Raw genomic sequence first — 17,349 nt, forward strand, 5'->3', positions numbered from 1 at the left:
GACGTTAGCTTACCGTTTAGGGTCTTTTTTCAATGTCTACACAAATCTATTTACTTTTGAGTCTAGTTTGTATAGTTATCAAAATATCCTTGTATAAAGATAATAGGTGTGCCTTTATCTCCACTTCCAGAAGTTAAATCGGATAGAGAACCGATAAGATCAGTCAATTTTCTAGGTGTAGTACCTTGTGCTTCCATCGCTCCAACTAGATCCGTTTCTTTATTGCTAATATATTGAGATATAGCCTGTTTAAGTTCTTCACCTCTTAAATCAGCAAAGTTATTATCAGCAAGATACTTTAACTTTACTTCATTAGGTGTACCATCAAGTCCAGATGTGTAAGCTGGGGATACAACTGGATCAGCAAGTTCCCAAATTTTACCTACAGGGTCTTTGAATGCTCCATCTCCATAAATCATAACTTCAACATGTTTGCCCGTTTTTTCTTTAAGCATATGCTGTATTTTATCAACGATAGGTTGGCAATTACGTGGGAACAGTTTAACACTATCTTCTGTTGATTTATTTGATCCTAACAGACCATATGCTTCATTACATCCGCTGCCATCAATAGAGTCTGACAAGATGTTATCGAGGCTATAAATTTTTTCTCCACCATTTGCTTTTAATATTTTCTTTGTTCTGAATCTCGTATGAATATCACAAGTCAGAACATTTTTGGTGTACTCTAGAATGGTTTTTGGATTATTCGAGAAAATAACCTCGCATTCCACACCATATTCTTCAATTAACGATTTATAGTAATCAATATAATCAACACCCGTAAAGGTATGCTTCTCGTATCCAAAATGTTCGCGGAATTGCTGTTCTGTTAAAACATCTGTCCAAGGATTAATTCCTTTTTCATCAAGCATGTCTAAATCCACTAAGTGATTTCCAACTTCATCAGATGGATAGCTGAGCATTAAAACAATTTTTTTAGCCCCTTTTGCAATACCACGAAGACAGATTGCAAAACGATTACGACTTAAGATCGGGAATATGACGCCAACCGTTTCTTCTCCAAATTTGGAACTAACATCTTTTGCAATATGATCGATCGTAGCATAATTACCTTGAGCACGAGCAACGATGGATTCTGTTACAGTAACGATATCTTTATCATTAATGCTAAAACCTTCAACTTCTGAAGCTTTCAGCACACTATCTACAACGATTTCTTCTATACTGTCCCCTCGATTTACTATTGGGCAACGGAGACCTCTAACTACTGTTCCGACCACTCTTTCCAATATAATCGCTCCTTATAACTATCAAAGTTAATTTAATGACGTAATGTGTATATTTGTAATATACATCAATCTAATGGTATAAGTGAAATTAATATATCGAATAATAGGTATAAGAGGTGCTTATATAATGAGCAAATTAGATTTATATAAAGTGTTTTGTATGGTAGCAAAAAGTAAAAGCTTTTCCAAAGCGGCTAATGATCTTTACATGACACAACCAGCGGTTAGTCAAGCGATCATGCAATTGGAAAGAGAGCTGGATACTCGTCTTTTCACCAGAACGCCTAAAGGAGTATTTTTAACCAACGAAGGCAGTCTTTTATTTGAATATGCGAATTCGGCTATTAATTTAATTCACGTTGGAGAAGAAAAGATTTTGGAATTTAAAAATTTAACGACAGGTGAGTTGAAAATAGGTGTTGGTGATACGATTTCCAGGTATTTTTTACTTCCCTATTTAGAGGCCTTTCATAATAGATATCCTAATATTAAGTTTAAGATTGTTAATGGTACAACACTTGAGATTTGCGCCATCATAAAATCAGGAGAGGTGGATATTGGAATTTGTAATTTTCCACTTGAAGATCCTGCATTAGAACTAAGACCATGTATTGATATTCAAGATATTTTTGTTTACGGGGAGAAATTCAAAGAAATATTATCCGGACCTATGAGCCTTGATAAGGTAGTAAAACTGCCATTAATCTTTCTTGAATCGAAATCGAATTCCAGAAAGTATGTAGAAGATTATATGATGTCTAAAGGAATAAAGATTTCGCCAGATTTTGAATTAGGCTCACATGATCTGCTATTGGAATTTGCAAAAATCAATTTAGGGGTAGCTTGTGTGACGAGAGAGTTCTCCCGAGAGTATTTAGATAAAGGATTATTGTATGAAGTTCAATTAACGCAGGAAATACCAAAGAGAAGTATAGGCGTATGTTTTTTAAAAAGTGTATCTCTATCGCCAGCATCAACAAAATTTGTTGAGATACTAGAAAATAAACGAGGTCAGGAGCATTTTGCCAAAATGCAATAAGCCATGCTGGCCAGATTGCTGAAAACCAATCTGATCGAAGTGTTCGCTCGTATATACGGGAAAAGGCACGGTTACTCACGAAAAATGAGGAGACCGTACCTTTTTTCTGCTCAGCTATTGCTCTTGGACAGAAGCATAGGCTCTGCCGTGATTAACGCGTGTGGTTTTCCTTTGGTACGCATTGTTCCGTATGAGGGCAAAGATAATGAGCAACGTTCCGAAAAGTTCATAATTGCTGATTTGGTAGCCTTGAAGAGCCATAATAACGAATGTGGTAATGGGAACAAAATTAATAAATAATATACCGTTAAGCGGTGATAATAATTTGATCCCTAGATTCCAGCAGAGCAAGGCTGCTAGCCCTGGCAATAAAATCATGAAGGACATTTCATATTTAATCGAGAGTATCGTGTGCCATGTAGGAACGGGAAGCAAATGAAAGACGGAGGCAAGCGTAACGATGACGAAAGACACAGCGCTTCCTAGCAAGCAGGTTAGAGTAGAATAGCGCAGAATCGACCAATCCTTAAATCGGCTTCCTCCCATGGAATACACCACCCATCCCATAACTCCCACAAAAATCAGAAATAAAGGAACAAGATGTTGTCCAGCCATTCTGAAAAAGGCAAGTTCCCCGTTGGTGATAACTAGTAAAGCACCGGTAAGTGCGATAGCTACACTCGTGAGCGTGTATTTATTCGGAGTTTTTTTTGTCGTGATCCACAAGACCATAATGGATATCATCGGCATGAGTACTTCCATAATAGAGGCGGCGACCGTACCTGACTCCCCCATGAGCTGCTGTCCGAGGAAGATGCACATATTATAGACCGTAAATGCCATCGTTCCAAAAAACAATAAAGTCTTGCCCCTTCCCTCCATGCGGAATGACGCTCTCCCCTCTTTCACCCACAGTAACACGCTGAGGATGACGGCAACCACGAAATAACGGATAAACGAAAAATAGAATGGATCAATTTGCTGTAATGCTATGTGTGCAACGGGAAACATAGCTCCCCATGACATACTTGCGATCAGGCACAGCATGGACCCGATGACGATTTGTTTTTTTAACATGTAGTATCTTCTCCCTATCAAGATGCTGCCATCATTTTTGTCTGTATATAACATCATAGGAGGGAGTGGATCTATAGTAAAATGATTGATAATCAAGTTTACTATCATTTATAATGATGTCTGGCGCGAGAGGTATACGCATCAGAGAGGAGATGTTGGATTGGAGTTTAATGATTTGAAAATTTTTCAGACGGTTGCTAAATACGGAAGCGTCAGTAAAGCCGCTTTGGAGCTAAATTACGTTCAATCCAATGTCACAGCCAGAATTAAGCTGCTTGAGAAAGAGCTTCGGACGCCATTGTTCTATCGGCATAAGCGAGGGATGACCTTAAACCCGGAAGGAAAGCGGTTGTTAGAACAATCGAGGGTGATCTTGTCGGGAATAGAGGAAATGAAGCGCACATTTCAAGATAAATCGAACCCCTCCGGTGTCCTGGAGATTGGCATTGTGGAGACCGTGATGGCTCTTCCAGATATTTTAGCCTCTTATTATAGTAAGTACCCCAATGTTGAATTATCCTTAAAAGCCGGGGTTACCGATCTTTTGGTACAGCAGGTAATCGATATGAAGCTGGATGGAGCCTTTGTAACAGGGCCTATCAAACATCCATTAATCGAACAGGTTGAGGTTATTCAAGAAAAGATGGTACTTGTTACCAAAGAAAAAAGCTTTTCCATAGAGGAAATGACAAAAAAGCCTTTATTGTTATACAAAAAAGGGTGCGGGTATCGCGAAAGACTGGAAAGCTGGATGAAGGCGGAGGGAATTATCCCTAAACAGATCATGGAGTTTGGAACGTTCGGGACGATCATAGGCAGTGTAGCTGCAGGAATAGGAATCACGATTATCCCGGAATCATCCATTACCGATATGGTTGCCAATGGAACTGTATTCTGCCATAGCGTACCTGAACCTTACCATGAAATCACGACTATTTTTATTCGGCGAAAAGATTCATATATAACGAGTACATTACAATGTTTTATGGATGAAATTGTTGCTCGAACTAGACTGGAACATGAATGATCGAGTATGCACTTCTTGCCGGGCTACAAGCCGGCGAGAAGCTTTTTTTCGATGGTTTGAGCGCTAATTTTGACCAATCAACCTAAGAACGACATTTTTATACATCCTAAAATATCCCAACATATGATAAAATGAAAATAAAAAAGTTGGGGAGGCATTTAATTGATAGGTCGTAGCGGAAATCCGACACTCAACGACGAAACGTTTGAGAAGAGCAGACATTACAATGGCCAAGAGACGATGACGATCGGCGGAACGGTGAACAAATCGTTCATGCTGCTAGCGCTGCTCATAGGGGCGGCTGTCATATCTTGGGCTATGTTTTTTAATGGGTACGATGTATTCCCTTATATGATCGGCGGTGCGATTGGCGGCTTGATTCTGGCGCTGATCATTAGCTTTAAGCCAACGGCAGCACCGTATTTGGCGCCGATCTATGCGATTTTGGAAGGTTTACTTCTTGGGGCTTTATCGGCTAATTACGAATCATTATATTATGGCATTACACTGCAGGCAGCTTTGCTGACGATGTGTGTATTCATGGGTATGCTGCTTGCCTACAAGACCGGCCTTATCAAGGCGAGTGAGGGCTTCAAGCGAGGTGTCATCGCAGCTACGGCAGGGATCGCACTTGTATATCTGCTTAGTTTCGTGCTCCGCTTGTTCGGTATGACGGTGCCGTATTTGCATGACAGCACCCCGATTGGGATCGGGATTTCGATTGTCATTGTCATTATTGCGGCTCTGAATTTCGTGTTGGACTTTAACTTTATCGAAGAGGGGGCCAAGCAGGGCGCACCGAAATATATGGAGTGGTACGGCTCCTTCGGTTTATTGGTCACTCTCGTATGGCTGTACATAGAGATCATCCGTCTGCTTGCGAAGCTGGCGAACCGGGATTAATTTAAAACATTGCACTTATAAAAAAAGCTGTCGAGTCTTTCTCGACAGCTTTTTTGTCCTCATTTTCGATACGAATAAATACACACCATTCTTAATCTGCTTCAGCACTTTGCTCCAGCCGATCTGGCTCTTCCAAGGCCGAGGCGGCAAGTGTTTTTTCAATCCGAGTATGTAACTGCTCTGTCTGCAGATCACTTTTGATCTCATGAATGGACATCAATACTTTCTCTACGATATCCCTATGTAAATCGCGGCTGTTTTTATAAAGCAAATAAAGCATAGTAGCAATAATCTCGTCGCATGTATAGATTGTTTTATTATGTAAATAAACATTTATAGTTTGTTAAGTATTTATCGCTTCTCTTTTAAGCTTGGAGTGAGGTGATATCGATGAACGAAATTATTCGACGGCTGGGTAAGCGAATTCGTCAACTGCGAAAACAACAGGGGATTAGCCAGGACACGCTTGGAGAGCGTTCCGGATTACATAACAACTATATAGGTCAAGTAGAACGTGGCGAGAAGAATGTAACAATAGATAGTCTGTCCAAGATTGCGGCCGGCTTGGATGTTTCCATGGAAGAGTTGTTCCGCTACATTGACCCGATGAAACAGCCGGAAAATAGGACAAATCAACGAACTGTTGTCCTCCCGGTCTACCGAAGATCAAACCATGATCTTAAGCGTAATGAAGCGCATTTTTGAATGGGAAGAAAGTAAACACAAAGGGCCTCAGTCATGACGACTCAGGCTCCTTACAGTCTATCCGGTTTTGCTTGCCAAGCCAGACTAACCTTCCTTTACCCCCGGCTCACAAACCTCCTGATATTGCCCGCTTTCACTACTTTAACTCCCCTTGCCAAAAGATCATTATCGCTTACGATCCAGGTATGATCTGTGGAATTTTTCCTGCGGATGGCAGCAAAATGGCGTGGATTACCCGCATAAATCTTAAATCCTCTAGCCAGGCTGTTCGAGCAGAATTTTACGCATTCGCCCCGAGTTTGATTGGGGAAGTGGACTTTGCTGAATACGCGCTTTTTTACGAGAAGGGTTGCTCCTTGGACCATGGAAACATATTGATCAGCCTTTTGATAGTAACGGTGCAGGAGCAATTTTTTACCACTCAGGTACATATAGTGGGCTCGTTTGCCTACGATATCGGCATGGGTCTTCGCCATGAGCCGCATGCTATCCGTTAAATAATCGGGAGCATAATAATCGTCATCGTCGAACTTGGCAATGTAGCTATACTTGGATAATTGAACTCCATAATTGAGGCAGCTGCCGAGTGATGCATGATCCGGTAAGCTGAATATTCTTACGTTCTTATAGAATTTGGCCGCCTGAATATATTCGCTGATCTTAAGGCTGTCGTTGTTTAAGATGACGATAAGCTCTTTATTCGTATAATTTTGTCTGTTGTAATTGTGAAAAAGGGTCTCCATACAGTACCGCCGCTTGGTGCAAGTAATGATAGAAACAGCCTGCTGACCTCGATAAATACCCCGTCCCGCCATGTTAATCACCCGTTGGCTTTCTTTGTACGAATTTCTTGTAGTTCTTTACATTCGGGATGACTTTATGGTGCGCAAGCAGTTCTTGATCGCTGATGATCCAGGTATGGCCCGATGAGTTTTTTCTCCGAATGGCGACAAAATTGTATTTTCCTCCGGAATAAACCTTGTACCCCTTCCTTCTGCTTCTTAGGCAAAACAGGTCATCTTCCCCAACGTTTTGATTAGGAAACCGAACCTTGTTGAACACTCCCCGTTTAAAGACCAACGTAGCGCCTGGCAGTCTGGCGGCAGGTCGAAACTCTTCGTGTGGGAAACGGAGGATGAGTTTTTTGGACCCACGTAAATACATATAATGGCTCCGCTTTCCTAAGACATCGGCATGGGTTCTTTGAATTGCCTGCAAGCTATCCTTCAAATAATAGGGAGAGTAATAGTCGTCATCATCAAACTTAGCGATGTAGCTGTACTTCGTCTTCTTGCCGGCATAGTTCAAACAAGCGCCGAGAGAGTAATGCTCCGGGACGCGGAAGACTTGTATGTTTCGATGTTTTTTGGCTAAGCGTTTATAAGGCGCAAGAGGTATTTTATTGTCGTTGACTACAATGATGAGCTCTTTCTTGGCATGGTGCTGCCTGATGTAATTAGCAAACAGGTTTCCTATATAACCCTGTCGATTCGTGCAGGTAATAATGGAAACTCCGTGCTGCTTCATAGTGTTTCTTGGGCCGGCTTCCATTACATCACTCCCTTTACCCGTAAATTCCATCCTATCTCACTCTAAAATATGAAAATGAAAAATAAGAGGAACGGCATATCTACCAATCCAATAACGAAAAAAACAAACCCTGAAAAAGACAGAGTTTATCGATTGATTAAGGCAGGCAAAACAATCACTATCTACGTTATCAAAGTCGGTAGTGATTGAAATGCCGGATTTTATCGAATCGTATCCAAAAATGATTTCATCTGCGAGGATAACCAACGGTCCCGGTGATAGCAGGCATAAACGGATCGGCGGGGGAACGAGCCGGGTAAAGGAAGCAATGCGAGTAGCCCTCGTTCCACTTCGTCGGCAACCGACATACGGGAGATGAAAGAGATGCCTTCACCAAGCATGACGGCTCGCTTAATGGCCTCAAGCGAATCCAGCTCCATTCCGATCCGAAGCTGCAGGCCGTAAGTTGTCGCCCATTGCTCTGTCATTTGGCGAGTCGTGGACTCGGTTCCGTGATATATAAAACGCTCTGCGGCAATCGCTTGCGGGTTAATGGCGGGCTGATCCGCCAAAGGGTGGTTGGTTGGCAGGACGATCCCGAGTTCATCGTCGCACACGGTGATCTGGTGGAGCATGGGGTCCTCAAAGGGCTGTGAGGAGATGAAGCCGATATCGATACTGTGATCAAGCAGCAAACTTCGAATGGCAGGCGCCGGTTTTATGAACATGCGGAACGTAATGCCGGGATACGTCTCGGAGAAGCGGCTCATCAGGTCAGGCAGAATGTAAGTACCAGGCACGTAGCTGGCTCCGATCGTCAACGTTCCCTTATTCATTTCGCGATATTCCTGCACGATACGGTGCGCTTCCTGAGTGAGCGCCTGGATTTTCGTCGCATAGTGAAGCAGCGCGGTTCCGGCATCTGTCAATAGCACTTTCCCCGTTCGCATCTCAAAGAGCTGCACGCCAAACTCCTTCTCCAAGCTTTTCATATGAAACGTAATCGTAGGTTGACTTACGCCCATGGCATCCGCAACCGCCGTAACCTTCTTATGTTTAGCGATCTGCACAATGACTTCCAGCTTTACTAAATTCATAATCGATTCCTCCCCGCCCCTATTATAGATAAAATCTATGGGAACTAATAGATGCTAATATAATATATTACACCTGTCTTACAATGGCCTAATATAACGTTGATATAAATCAATTATCCTAAGGACAGGTTGATCGATAGAAAGGGAAAGCCATGAATATAACACTTGAGCAATTGTCCAAATCGTTCGCCGGAACAAAGGCGCTGCATCCGCTTGATTTGCAAATCCGTTCAGGAGAGTTTACAGCGCTGCTCGGCCCGTCGGGTTGCGGCAAAACGACATTGCTGCGGCTGATTGCAGGATTGGAAACGCCGGATCACGGAGAGATTCTAATGGGCGAAGAGTGCGTTTTCTCCTCGAAGCGGAGAATCTTCAAGCCCGTTCATAAGCGGGGACTCGGCATGGTGTTTCAGGATTTTGCATTATGGCCTCATATGACGGTGTTCGAGAATGTGGCCTTCGGACTTCGGGCTATGAAAGCTACAGGAGAGCTGCGGGAGCGCGTACTGGAGGCGATCCGTGCGGTACGTCTACAAGGGTTTGAAGACCGTTATCCGGGCCAGCTGTCCGGCGGACAGCAGCAGCGCGTTGCATTTGCCAGGGCCATCGCGATCCGGCCCCGCGTCATTCTGTTCGACGAGCCGCTCAGTGCACTCGATGCCATGCTTCGGGACGAAATGCGCGAAGAACTTACTGGCCTCGTTCGTTCTATCGGGCTGACCGCCGTGTACGTCACGCACGATCAGACGGAGGCGATGGCGATGTCCGATCAGATTATCGTTATGCAGCAAGGGCGCGTGATGCAGAAAGGGACGCCCGAGGACATCTATCATCGTCCGGCGGTTCCTTATGTTGCCCGATTCGTAGGCAAGTCGAATTGGCTCCAGGCCGATTGCGCCATGGTGCGCCCCGAACATGTCCAATGGGCGGGGGCTTCGGACAGCCTATCCCGGAATGCGGTAATCTGCGGTGTCAGTTATGTCGGTGAGCGGTATGAGATGCAATTGGAGCTTGAAGATGCCTCAGTGTGGACGGTGTATCATTCGGAACGGATGAAGATTGGGGAGCGTGTAACCGTCTACGTATCCCCGAAGCATGTGCATTCTTTCCACAATGACAAGGAGGAAGAAAAACGATGAAATTTCAGAAAATGTATGTTCGCTTTGCGGGTTTTGCCGCGGCCTGGATGCTGGTGATGGGGCTGTTAACCGCTTGTGGAGGCGGAGCCCAAGGAGGAGCGCAAGCAGGAGGGAATTCTGCCGAACCCGCCAAGGAGCAGCCAGAATCGAAGGTGGCGACAGCGAGCGGTAAGGTTGTTGTTTATACAGCGGGTCCCGCAGGACTTGCGGACAACATCCTTGCGGGTTTCGAAGCGAAGACCGGCCTGAAGGTGGAGCAGTTCCAGGGGACGACTGGCAAGGTATTGGCTCGGCTGGAAGCGGAGAAGAGCAATCCGGTTGCGGATGTCGTTGTGCTTGCTTCCTGGCCGTCTGGAATGTCGATGAAGAACGACGGTTGGACGCAGAGCTATCCTGACGCCGAGAATGCCGATAAGCTTCAAGAGTCTTGGGTCGACAAGGACCGTCACTTGTTCGGTTATAGCGCATCTGCGCTCGGAATTACATATAACACCGACTTAGTGAAAACTACGCCGAAGGATTGGGCTGATTTCAGCAAACCGGAGTGGAAGGGCACGGTAAATATCCCCGATCCGTCATTGTCCGGATCAGCGCTTGATTTCATTTCCGGTTACCTGAATGAGCAGGGTGAGGGAGGCTGGACGTTGTTTGAAGCACTGAAGGCTAACGGCATCGCCATGGCTGGAGCGAACCAGGAGGCGCTTGATCCCGTGGTGACGGGAGCCAAGAGCGCGGTCATGGCCGGCGTAGACTATATGGCCTACAGCGCAAAAGCGAAGGGTGAGCCAGTAGACATCGTGTACCCGGAGAGCGGGACCGTGATGAATCCGCGTCCGGCGATGATTTTGAAGGATTCACCGAATGTGGAGAATGCCAGACTGTTCATCGACTACTTGCTGTCCGACGAAGCACAAGGTCTCGTAGCGAATGCCTATCTGCTCCCGGGCCGCGTCGACATCCAGGCGAAGGATCGCGCTCAAGTGGCGGACATTAAGCTGCTGAAGTACGACTGGAACTGGATGATGGAGCAGGGAGAAGACATTACCAACAAGTTTTTAGGCATCTTTAAATAACGGACGTGATGACTCAGATGCTGCGATTCGCAAACCGCTTGTTCCATCAAAAGGGAGTGGCCTTAGCGATTATTCTTCTCTTGGCGGCCATCGGCCTCCCCCTTTTCCTGGTTCTGCTCAAAAGTTTTTTTCCTGACGATCATTTCGACGTATGGGCGCCACTGAACGTGATCCTTGACACCGACTTGCGCGGCGTACTTTTTAATTCGCTTTGGATGGGCTTTTGGGTGGTGGCGGGTGCTACGGCACTTGCCTTTCCTATGGCCTTCCTTTCGGTGAAAACAAGTATCGGACAGAAAAAATGGCTTGACATCATTCTTATTGTTCCGTTCATGACGCCGCCATATATCGGTTCGATGGGCTGGATTTTGTTTATGGAGAAGCGTGGGTTTCTGGAGCAGATGGTTCCGGCTGCGCAGGCGGTGACGCCTTATTTTTTCAGCCTGTTCGGGATGGTCGCTATCATGAGCCTGCACCTGTTTCCGTTTCTCTATCTGATCCTGCGCAATGCGTTAATGCGGATCGGGGCAGGGTATGAGGAGGCTGGCGCGGTTCATGGGGCGCCGTTTCTCTATCGTCTGCGCCGCATCGTCCTTCCGCTGCTGCTCGGCAGTTATGCCATGGGGGCGCTGCTCGTATTCGTGAAGACCATTGCGGAATTCGGAACGCCGGCCACCTTCGGAAGGAAGATAGGGTATTATGTGCTGACCACCGAGATTCACCGATACACCTCAAGCTGGCCCATCGATTTCGGCAAGGCAACAGCTTTATCGTCGGTGCTGCTAACGACTTGCTTGGTATTCTGGTATATGCAGAGCGTGATCACACGAAGATTTCAGTACCAAACCTTGGGGGGAAAAGGAAGCCGCGCGGCAGCGCGGCCCACGTCCAGGTGGCGCCTCGCTCTAGCGTGGGGATACGTTGCTGTGCTGCTCGGCCTCTCCATAGGGGTTCCCTATTTCTCCATCATCGTTGCATCCTTCCAGAAGCTGAGAGGAGACGGCCTGTCATGGGACAATTTCACATTGTCTCATTACCAAACGCTGCTCGGCTTTGGCTCAACAGGTTTGGAATCGTTACTTAACAGCTTGGGACTCGCATTGGTGTCTGCAACGATCGCGGTATTGCTGGGGACGTTCCTGGCGCTGAAAATTGGGAGTGCTGCGACAAGACCGCAGCGTGTTGTCGATCTGTTTAGCCTGCTTCCCAATACCGTGCCGGGGATCGTAACGGTCGTTGGGCTGATCCTGCTCTGGAACGCGCCGTGGATGCCGATTCCGCTGTATAACACCTACGGTATGGTGGTCCTGACCTATGTCGTCTTCTTTCTTCCGTACAGTGTACAGTACATTAAGTCGAGCTTGAGTCAGATCGACCAAACGCTGCTGCAAGCGGGGCGAGTGTTTGGGGCAGGATCCTGGTACACTTTTCGAAGAATTTTGCTGCCGCTACTTGTGCCGGGCATCTTAGCGGGATGGATGATGACCTTTACGATTTCCATTCGCGAATTGGTCGCGTCTCTGATGATACTGCCGCCATCGATGCAGGTATCGGCAACTTATATATTTTCGCAGTTTGAGCAAGGGGATGTATCGCTGGGCATGGCGATGGCGGTCGTGTCCGTCGGTTTGACGACAATTGTCCTGGCCATCATGAATTATATCAACGCAGACAGGAAGTGATGGAATGTTAACAGCCGCTGTATGGGGCGGCGCAGGAGAGCATGGCCGTTCTTGTTATCTTATCGAGTGTGGTGGTGTGTCGGTATTATTGGATTGCGGTGTGAAAAAGACCGGCATCGGTGAGTATCCGCTCTTTGATCGTTCCAAGGTTTCAAGCTTATCTACCGTGTTCTTATCCCATGCGCATGAGGATCACTCCATGGCAATACCGATGCTGTACCGAATGGGGTACGAAGGTGAAGTATGGACGACCCGGGCTACGTTGAATCAACTGCCGGCGTACTATGAAGCGTGGGAAAAGCAAGTCAGGAGCAAAGGCGGCGTTTTGCCGTACGAAAAGACCGACAGAGAGCGGGTCCGTTATCGCTGCATGGAGGAGTCGGCTGCTGCCGGCACTTGGTTTGAAACGGCTCCCGGGATTCGCGTCTGCTGGGGACCGAGCGGCCACTTGGCAGGCTCGATATGGTTATTGATTGAGATGGGTGGACAGCGGGTGTTTTACTCGGGAGACTATTGTGGAGAATCCAGTCTGCTCCAGGCTAATTTACCAAGCGGGTCCGATCTGGAAGACATATCGCTCGCGATCGTGGATGCGGCCTATGGATCCAGACCAGAGGTACAGGAGCAAGAGCTTCAGCGATTGCTCGGGACCATCTCGGAGGTGTCGGACCGGGGAGGACATGTGCTGCTGCCTGTACCCGTATACGGTCGCGGGCAAGAGCTCCTGCCGATCATTGCAGCGTCTCTTCCCGAGATTCCGATCGTGTGCGAGGAGACACTTCTGCATGGCTTTCGTGAACTTGCAGCCTTCCAGGACTGGTTAAAGCCTGGCGCTCTTGAACGAACACGGCAAGCCATTCGCAGCGTGGCCACTTTCGTTGCAGATGCCGAAGGGGTTCAGGCTGCTCTCGCCGGTCCGCCTTCGATATTCTTCGCGCCAGACGGCTTGCTGCAAACATCGATTGCCCGGCAATACTACCGGGCTTTGTCCGAGGACCCGCGCCACGCGATCCTGTTCACCGGGCACCTCTACGAAGGCAGCTTCGGTGCCAAGGTCTGGCGGAAGCATAATGGCATGGACAAGACAGGCGCTGCAACGCTATTTGGATGCGAGGTGCAGCGATTTCGATATAAGGTGCATCAAGGATTGCCGGATGTAAGGCGTATGTTAGAGCGGATTCGCCCACTTCAGACCCTGCTCGTTCATGCGGATAAAGGGGAGACGGACCTGCTCGCGGCACGCTTAGTTGAGGAGGGCTTCACCGGGCTGCATTCTCTCGTTCCTGGGAAACAGCTGCTCGTAGTATAGGGAAAGCGAAAAAACATGTGAGGGAGAGGATTGTGAATGATTGGAAAACGGTTAACCCGAAAGTGGCTGGTCTTGATGCTTGTTATGGTTCTTCCCACGACGATGCTTGCACCTGCAACCATGCAAGGTGCCGCTTTAGAGCCGATGACGCCGAATTACGAGCTTAAGGTATTTCTGGATCCGGCGGTGGTGCTTGACGGGAACAAAGAGCTTAAATCTGATGTCATGGCGTATTTCAACATGTCGACCACCGCTGAGAAGATGGCCGTTCAGTTCATGGATACGGAGAATCTGGATCTGAATCAGGCGGGTTGGTCAGTACGCATCCGCAAGAAAGAAGCTTACACTGACGAAAAGTTTGAGCTTGTATATAAGAAGCGTTATCCAATCATGAACGGAGATATCGATGGGGCGTTGATGCTAGCTGCTTCGGAAGGCTTTGAGGCTAGCGATACGAATTATGAAGCACAGGTCGATTGGGGATATCAGAAACAGACGCTGAGCATCAGCCGGAAGAAGACCATTAAGAAATCCGGGTACGAAGGAATGGAGCTGCCTACGCCCAAGGATTCAAGGAACTGGACGATTTCTGAAGCACCGGGCAAATTTGACAATTGGCTCGGATCCGGCTGGGGGACTGGCCGATTGGCGGAGGTACACAAGGCGCGAGGCCCGGTAGATGCGAAACGGCATGTCGGCACTTGGAATGGAATAGAGACTTATGTAGAGGTATGGCAGTTGCTGAACAGCACCGGGACAGGTTTCGACTACATTGTGGAGGCTTCGTTCAAGTTGGATTCATCTACGGAGGCAGCCGCGAAAAAAGCGGGTTTTGAGGCTGATATGGCCGCTGCGGGATGGTTCCTGCCCGTGGATCAGCTGAAGACGCAGCTCATACTGGAACGATATTAAGCGCTAAGGTGCAGGCCCCTTGTCCGGTTCTTCGGACAAGGGGCTTGTTGCGCCTCAAGAAATATCAAGGCCATTGTCAGCAGAATGAAACCAGGATCCTTGCATAGAGTTTGCAGAGCAGTTATAGTTCAAACTCCTGCTTACCGCGTTGTTCAAGATCTCGGGCGGTTTGACTTTGTTCAACGTTGTTTTGGTCCTTAAAGGTTCCCATTGCCCAATCATAAACCGGGTTTGTCACACCGAACCAGTAATTTTCATTTTTAAAATGATGCCATAAATGAATTTTCTTCATCCAACGTCCCCACGGAGAAATTGGCTTTACTGGACGATGGGCTATATAATGCTTCCACTCATAAAACAATAAAAAAATCATAACACCGGCGATAAAAGCATTCGTGATTACGAGATTTGAAGACATGAAGTAGGCAGCCACTCCGGCGATCGCCATGTTCGGCAACGAGTACCATAAAGGCAGAAATAATAAATTCAAATCATTAGGACTTGAATGATGATCGTAATGTAAGCGTTTAATTAACTTTAAGAAAAATGCATTTTTTGGTGTCTTAATATGAAAGAGAAATCTGTGGGTCAAGTATTCAATGATTGAATAGGAAATCATCCCTATTACGAATGCGATGCAGGTCCCTACAGATGTTAGATTAGGAATCATAAATCCAAAACTAATGAAGAAGAGACCACTCATGATGAATATGTCAGGGAAGAAGAAAAATTCTTTAACATACTTGGTTTTCATTCATACCGCCTCCATTCTTCATAATTCTTGTCTATTTCTCCACAGGGACAAACTTTTCTCCAGCGTTTTCCAGACAATTCTCTCGGTTTCGGTGGTAGCTCCCAATCCAATGCTGCATAAAGATGCGCATCATCCTTAAAATGTTCTAAATGGGCAAGGAGGAAAGATATTCATCAGCGAAGTCAGATTTCCCTTGCTCATCCCTCCCATAATACGAATATGCATAGAAATCTGGCGGTATTACAAAATTACTAATTGTGGTAATACTACAATTATATAACAATCCAAATTGTTTAAAATCAGCGATTGACCAAAAGTTTGGCAATACCAGCATCCTGAGAGTTTCCTACAAAAAGTGGATGTGCAAATGCAGCGTCTCTTCCCGAGATTCCGATCGTGTGCGAGGAGACACTTCTGCATGGCTTTCGTGAACTTGCAGCCTTCCAGGACTGGTTAAAGCCTGGCGCTCTCGAACGAACACGGCAAGTGATTCGCAGCGTGGCCACTTTCGTTGCAGATGCCGAAGGGGTTCAGGCTGCCCTATCTGGTCCGCCTTCGAAAGTAGTTCATATTTCTCTTGCCCAATAGTTATTGTAGGATCTATTATGGATTACGAAGATGACCGATGAGCCAACCAAGCACTTAATGATATGGAAAAAAAAGCATAGTATTTAAGCTCAAAAGAAGGAGGATAATTATTATAAACAAAAGATGCTTTTAGGCAATCAGTATGGGGATCATCAATCGGCTAATTACATAAAGTAGAACATCCTTTGCTGTAGTTTACCTGCCGAAGGCTACTTTTAAGGAGAAAATGAAATGCAAGTATATGTAATGCCTATTTTCGTTGCATTATCAGTTTGTTTTTTGTTAGCGGCAGTTCTAACGTTTCCATGGACAGTTTATCAATATCGTAAACATGGATACTTTAGCTTTTGGAAAACACTGCTTATTTTAAGCTTTATCTTTTATGGGTTAAGTGCTTTCTTTTTAGTGATTTTTCCAATACCCAGTGTTCGGAATAATTGTGTTTCGATTGATTCGGGTGCAAATTTCATTCAGAGTCGTCCTTTTCAATTTATTCGGGATATCACACGTGAAACGGGATTTCATTGGTCTGTCCCTTCAAGTTATATCGATTTGTTAACAACGCGAGCCTTTTATCAAATGTTTTTTAATGTTTTGCTACTATTTCCTTTGGGTGTTTTTTTGAGATACTTCTTTAAGAGTAAAGCTAAATGGTTATATGCTACTCTTATTGGATTTGGTGTTTCGCTGTTCTTTGAAATAACCCAACTAACCGCATTATATGGTTTTTTTAAATGTCCTTACCGTATTTTTGATGTAGATGATTTACTGACCAATACTACTGGGACTTTACTGGGCTTTCTACTTGCTCCCATGTTTTTGGTGTTAATTCCATCAAGAGAAATTCTGAATGAGCAGAGTCACTTCTTTAATAATCAAAGAAGAGCAACTTTTGGTTCTCAACTTATTGAGGTTCTTCTAAATATTATTTTTACCAGAGTGATTACAAGTTTTATTTTTGGGTTGCTAAAAAGACCAGGAATATTTGTTGAAGAGATTATTTTTGCCATCGTTTTCTTTGTACTTATGGTAGTTATTCCTGTAATATGGAAAGGAAATACAATTGGTTCTGCAATTGTTCGTATGAAATTACTTCCGGAAAAGGGGAATTGGTTAGGAAGTTTCAGCCGACGTTACTTCATTGTCTATATACCTATGTTGTGTTCAACATTATCGAAAATATTTTCTAATAATATAGGTGAAGATCTTCTAGGGCCTGTCTTCAAACCTAAGCCAACCAAACCATAATGGAAGCCAGTGT

At 45.7% G+C, this 17,349-nt stretch carries 18 protein-coding genes; 11 read left to right on the forward strand and 7 right to left on the reverse strand.

The genetic code is table 11. The features are described from left to right. Window positions 1-62: 62 nt before the first annotated feature. Window positions 63-1,253: a coenzyme F420-0:L-glutamate ligase gene (locus B9N86_RS29850; RefSeq protein ID WP_208917000.1), complete on the reverse strand. Its 1,191-nt coding sequence runs from the start codon at window positions 1,251-1,253 to the stop codon at window positions 63-65. Window positions 1,254-1,377: 124 nt separating this feature from the next. Here B9N86_RS29850 and B9N86_RS29855 point away from each other — a divergent pair, with 124 nt between their 5' ends. Then, on the forward strand, window positions 1,378-2,292 hold the full coding sequence (locus B9N86_RS29855; RefSeq protein ID WP_208920977.1) for a LysR family transcriptional regulator: 915 nt from the start codon (window positions 1,378-1,380) through the stop codon (window positions 2,290-2,292). Between the two features lie 114 nt (window positions 2,293-2,406). On the opposite strand, the gene B9N86_RS29860 is transcribed toward B9N86_RS29855, so the two are convergent. Then, window positions 2,407-3,369 carry a DMT family transporter gene (locus B9N86_RS29860; protein ID WP_208917002.1) on the reverse strand — a complete coding sequence of 321 codons (963 nt, stop codon included), beginning with the start codon at window positions 3,367-3,369 and terminating at the stop codon, window positions 2,407-2,409. A gap of 160 nt (window positions 3,370-3,529) precedes the next feature. Between B9N86_RS29860 and B9N86_RS29865 the strand changes: the two genes are divergently transcribed. Continuing rightward, window positions 3,530-4,396, forward strand: coding sequence for a LysR family transcriptional regulator (locus tag B9N86_RS29865; RefSeq protein WP_208917004.1), 867 nt, complete (start codon window positions 3,530-3,532; stop codon window positions 4,394-4,396). A gap of 162 nt (window positions 4,397-4,558) precedes the next feature. Next, entirely contained in the window at window positions 4,559-5,299 is a 741-nt protein-coding gene (locus B9N86_RS29870) for a Bax inhibitor-1/YccA family protein (RefSeq protein WP_208917007.1), read from the forward strand. A gap of 91 nt (window positions 5,300-5,390) precedes the next feature. Here the strand turns inward: B9N86_RS29870 and B9N86_RS29875 are convergent, their stop codons facing one another. Beyond that, window positions 5,391-5,579: a hypothetical protein gene (locus B9N86_RS29875; RefSeq protein WP_208917009.1), complete on the reverse strand. Its 189-nt coding sequence runs from the start codon at window positions 5,577-5,579 to the stop codon at window positions 5,391-5,393. 110 nt (window positions 5,580-5,689) lie between these two features. On the opposite strand from B9N86_RS29875, the gene B9N86_RS29880 reads away from it, so the two are divergent. Next, complete coding sequence (locus tag B9N86_RS29880) at window positions 5,690-6,004, forward strand: helix-turn-helix domain-containing protein (protein WP_244562892.1); 315 nt, start codon at window positions 5,690-5,692, stop codon at window positions 6,002-6,004. Window positions 6,005-6,099: 95 nt separating this feature from the next. Here the strand turns inward: B9N86_RS29880 and B9N86_RS29885 are convergent, their stop codons facing one another. From B9N86_RS29885 to B9N86_RS29895, 3 genes are all read right to left on the reverse strand, one after another. Continuing rightward, window positions 6,100-6,819, reverse strand: a complete 720-nt coding sequence (locus B9N86_RS29885) for a glycosyltransferase (protein ID WP_208920980.1) — start codon at window positions 6,817-6,819, stop codon at window positions 6,100-6,102. A 1-nt stretch (window position 6,820) separates the two neighbouring features. Then, the gene (locus tag B9N86_RS29890) at window positions 6,821-7,555 is read right to left on the reverse strand and encodes a glycosyltransferase family 2 protein (RefSeq protein WP_208920982.1); all 735 of its coding nucleotides are present in this window, start codon (window positions 7,553-7,555) and stop codon (window positions 6,821-6,823) included. Window positions 7,556-7,755: 200 nt separating this feature from the next. Next, the gene (locus B9N86_RS29895) at window positions 7,756-8,631 is read right to left on the reverse strand and encodes a LysR family transcriptional regulator (RefSeq protein WP_208917011.1); all 876 of its coding nucleotides are present in this window, start codon (window positions 8,629-8,631) and stop codon (window positions 7,756-7,758) included. A 152-nt stretch (window positions 8,632-8,783) separates the two neighbouring features. Here B9N86_RS29895 and B9N86_RS29900 point away from each other — a divergent pair, with 152 nt between their 5' ends. From B9N86_RS29900 to B9N86_RS29920, 5 genes are read left to right on the forward strand one after another with little or no spacing between them, the layout of a single operon-like run. Then, entirely contained in the window at window positions 8,784-9,770 is a 987-nt protein-coding gene (locus tag B9N86_RS29900; RefSeq protein WP_208917013.1) for an ABC transporter ATP-binding protein, read from the forward strand. Further along, window positions 9,767-10,843 (forward strand): ABC transporter substrate-binding protein, encoded by a 1,077-nt coding sequence (locus B9N86_RS29905; RefSeq protein WP_244562893.1) that lies wholly within the window; start codon window positions 9,767-9,769, stop codon window positions 10,841-10,843. The genes B9N86_RS29900 and B9N86_RS29905 overlap by 4 nt, the downstream gene beginning before the upstream one ends. An 8-nt stretch (window positions 10,844-10,851) precedes the next feature. Further along, window positions 10,852-12,525 (forward strand): ABC transporter permease, encoded by a 1,674-nt coding sequence (locus B9N86_RS29910; RefSeq protein ID WP_244562894.1) that lies wholly within the window; start codon window positions 10,852-10,854, stop codon window positions 12,523-12,525. A 4-nt stretch (window positions 12,526-12,529) separates the two neighbouring features. Next, the gene (locus B9N86_RS29915; RefSeq protein ID WP_208917015.1) at window positions 12,530-13,834 is read left to right on the forward strand and encodes an MBL fold metallo-hydrolase; all 1,305 of its coding nucleotides are present in this window, start codon (window positions 12,530-12,532) and stop codon (window positions 13,832-13,834) included. Window positions 13,835-13,870: 36 nt separating this feature from the next. After that, window positions 13,871-14,746 (forward strand): hypothetical protein, encoded by an 876-nt coding sequence (locus tag B9N86_RS29920; RefSeq protein ID WP_244562895.1) that lies wholly within the window; start codon window positions 13,871-13,873, stop codon window positions 14,744-14,746. Window positions 14,747-14,867: 121 nt separating this feature from the next. Here B9N86_RS29920 and B9N86_RS29925 read toward each other — a convergent pair whose 3' ends face one another. After that, window positions 14,868-15,500, reverse strand: coding sequence for a sterol desaturase family protein (locus B9N86_RS29925; protein WP_208917017.1), 633 nt, complete (start codon window positions 15,498-15,500; stop codon window positions 14,868-14,870). A gap of 396 nt (window positions 15,501-15,896) precedes the next feature. Between B9N86_RS29925 and B9N86_RS29930 the strand changes: the two genes are divergently transcribed. Together B9N86_RS29930 and B9N86_RS29935 are read left to right on the forward strand one after the other, a co-directional pair. Continuing rightward, entirely contained in the window at window positions 15,897-16,088 is a 192-nt protein-coding gene (locus tag B9N86_RS29930) for a hypothetical protein (protein ID WP_208917019.1), read from the forward strand. Between the two features lie 231 nt (window positions 16,089-16,319). Beyond that, a complete protein-coding gene (locus tag B9N86_RS29935) occupies window positions 16,320-17,336 on the forward strand; it encodes a VanZ family protein (protein ID WP_208917021.1) in 1,017 nt (338 codons plus the stop codon). Window positions 17,337-17,349 lie beyond the last annotated feature (13 nt).

It is taken from the genome of Paenibacillus uliginis N3/975 (assembly GCF_900177425.1).
GTDB lineage: Bacteria > Bacillota > Bacilli > Paenibacillales > Paenibacillaceae > Paenibacillus_AQ > Paenibacillus_AQ uliginis.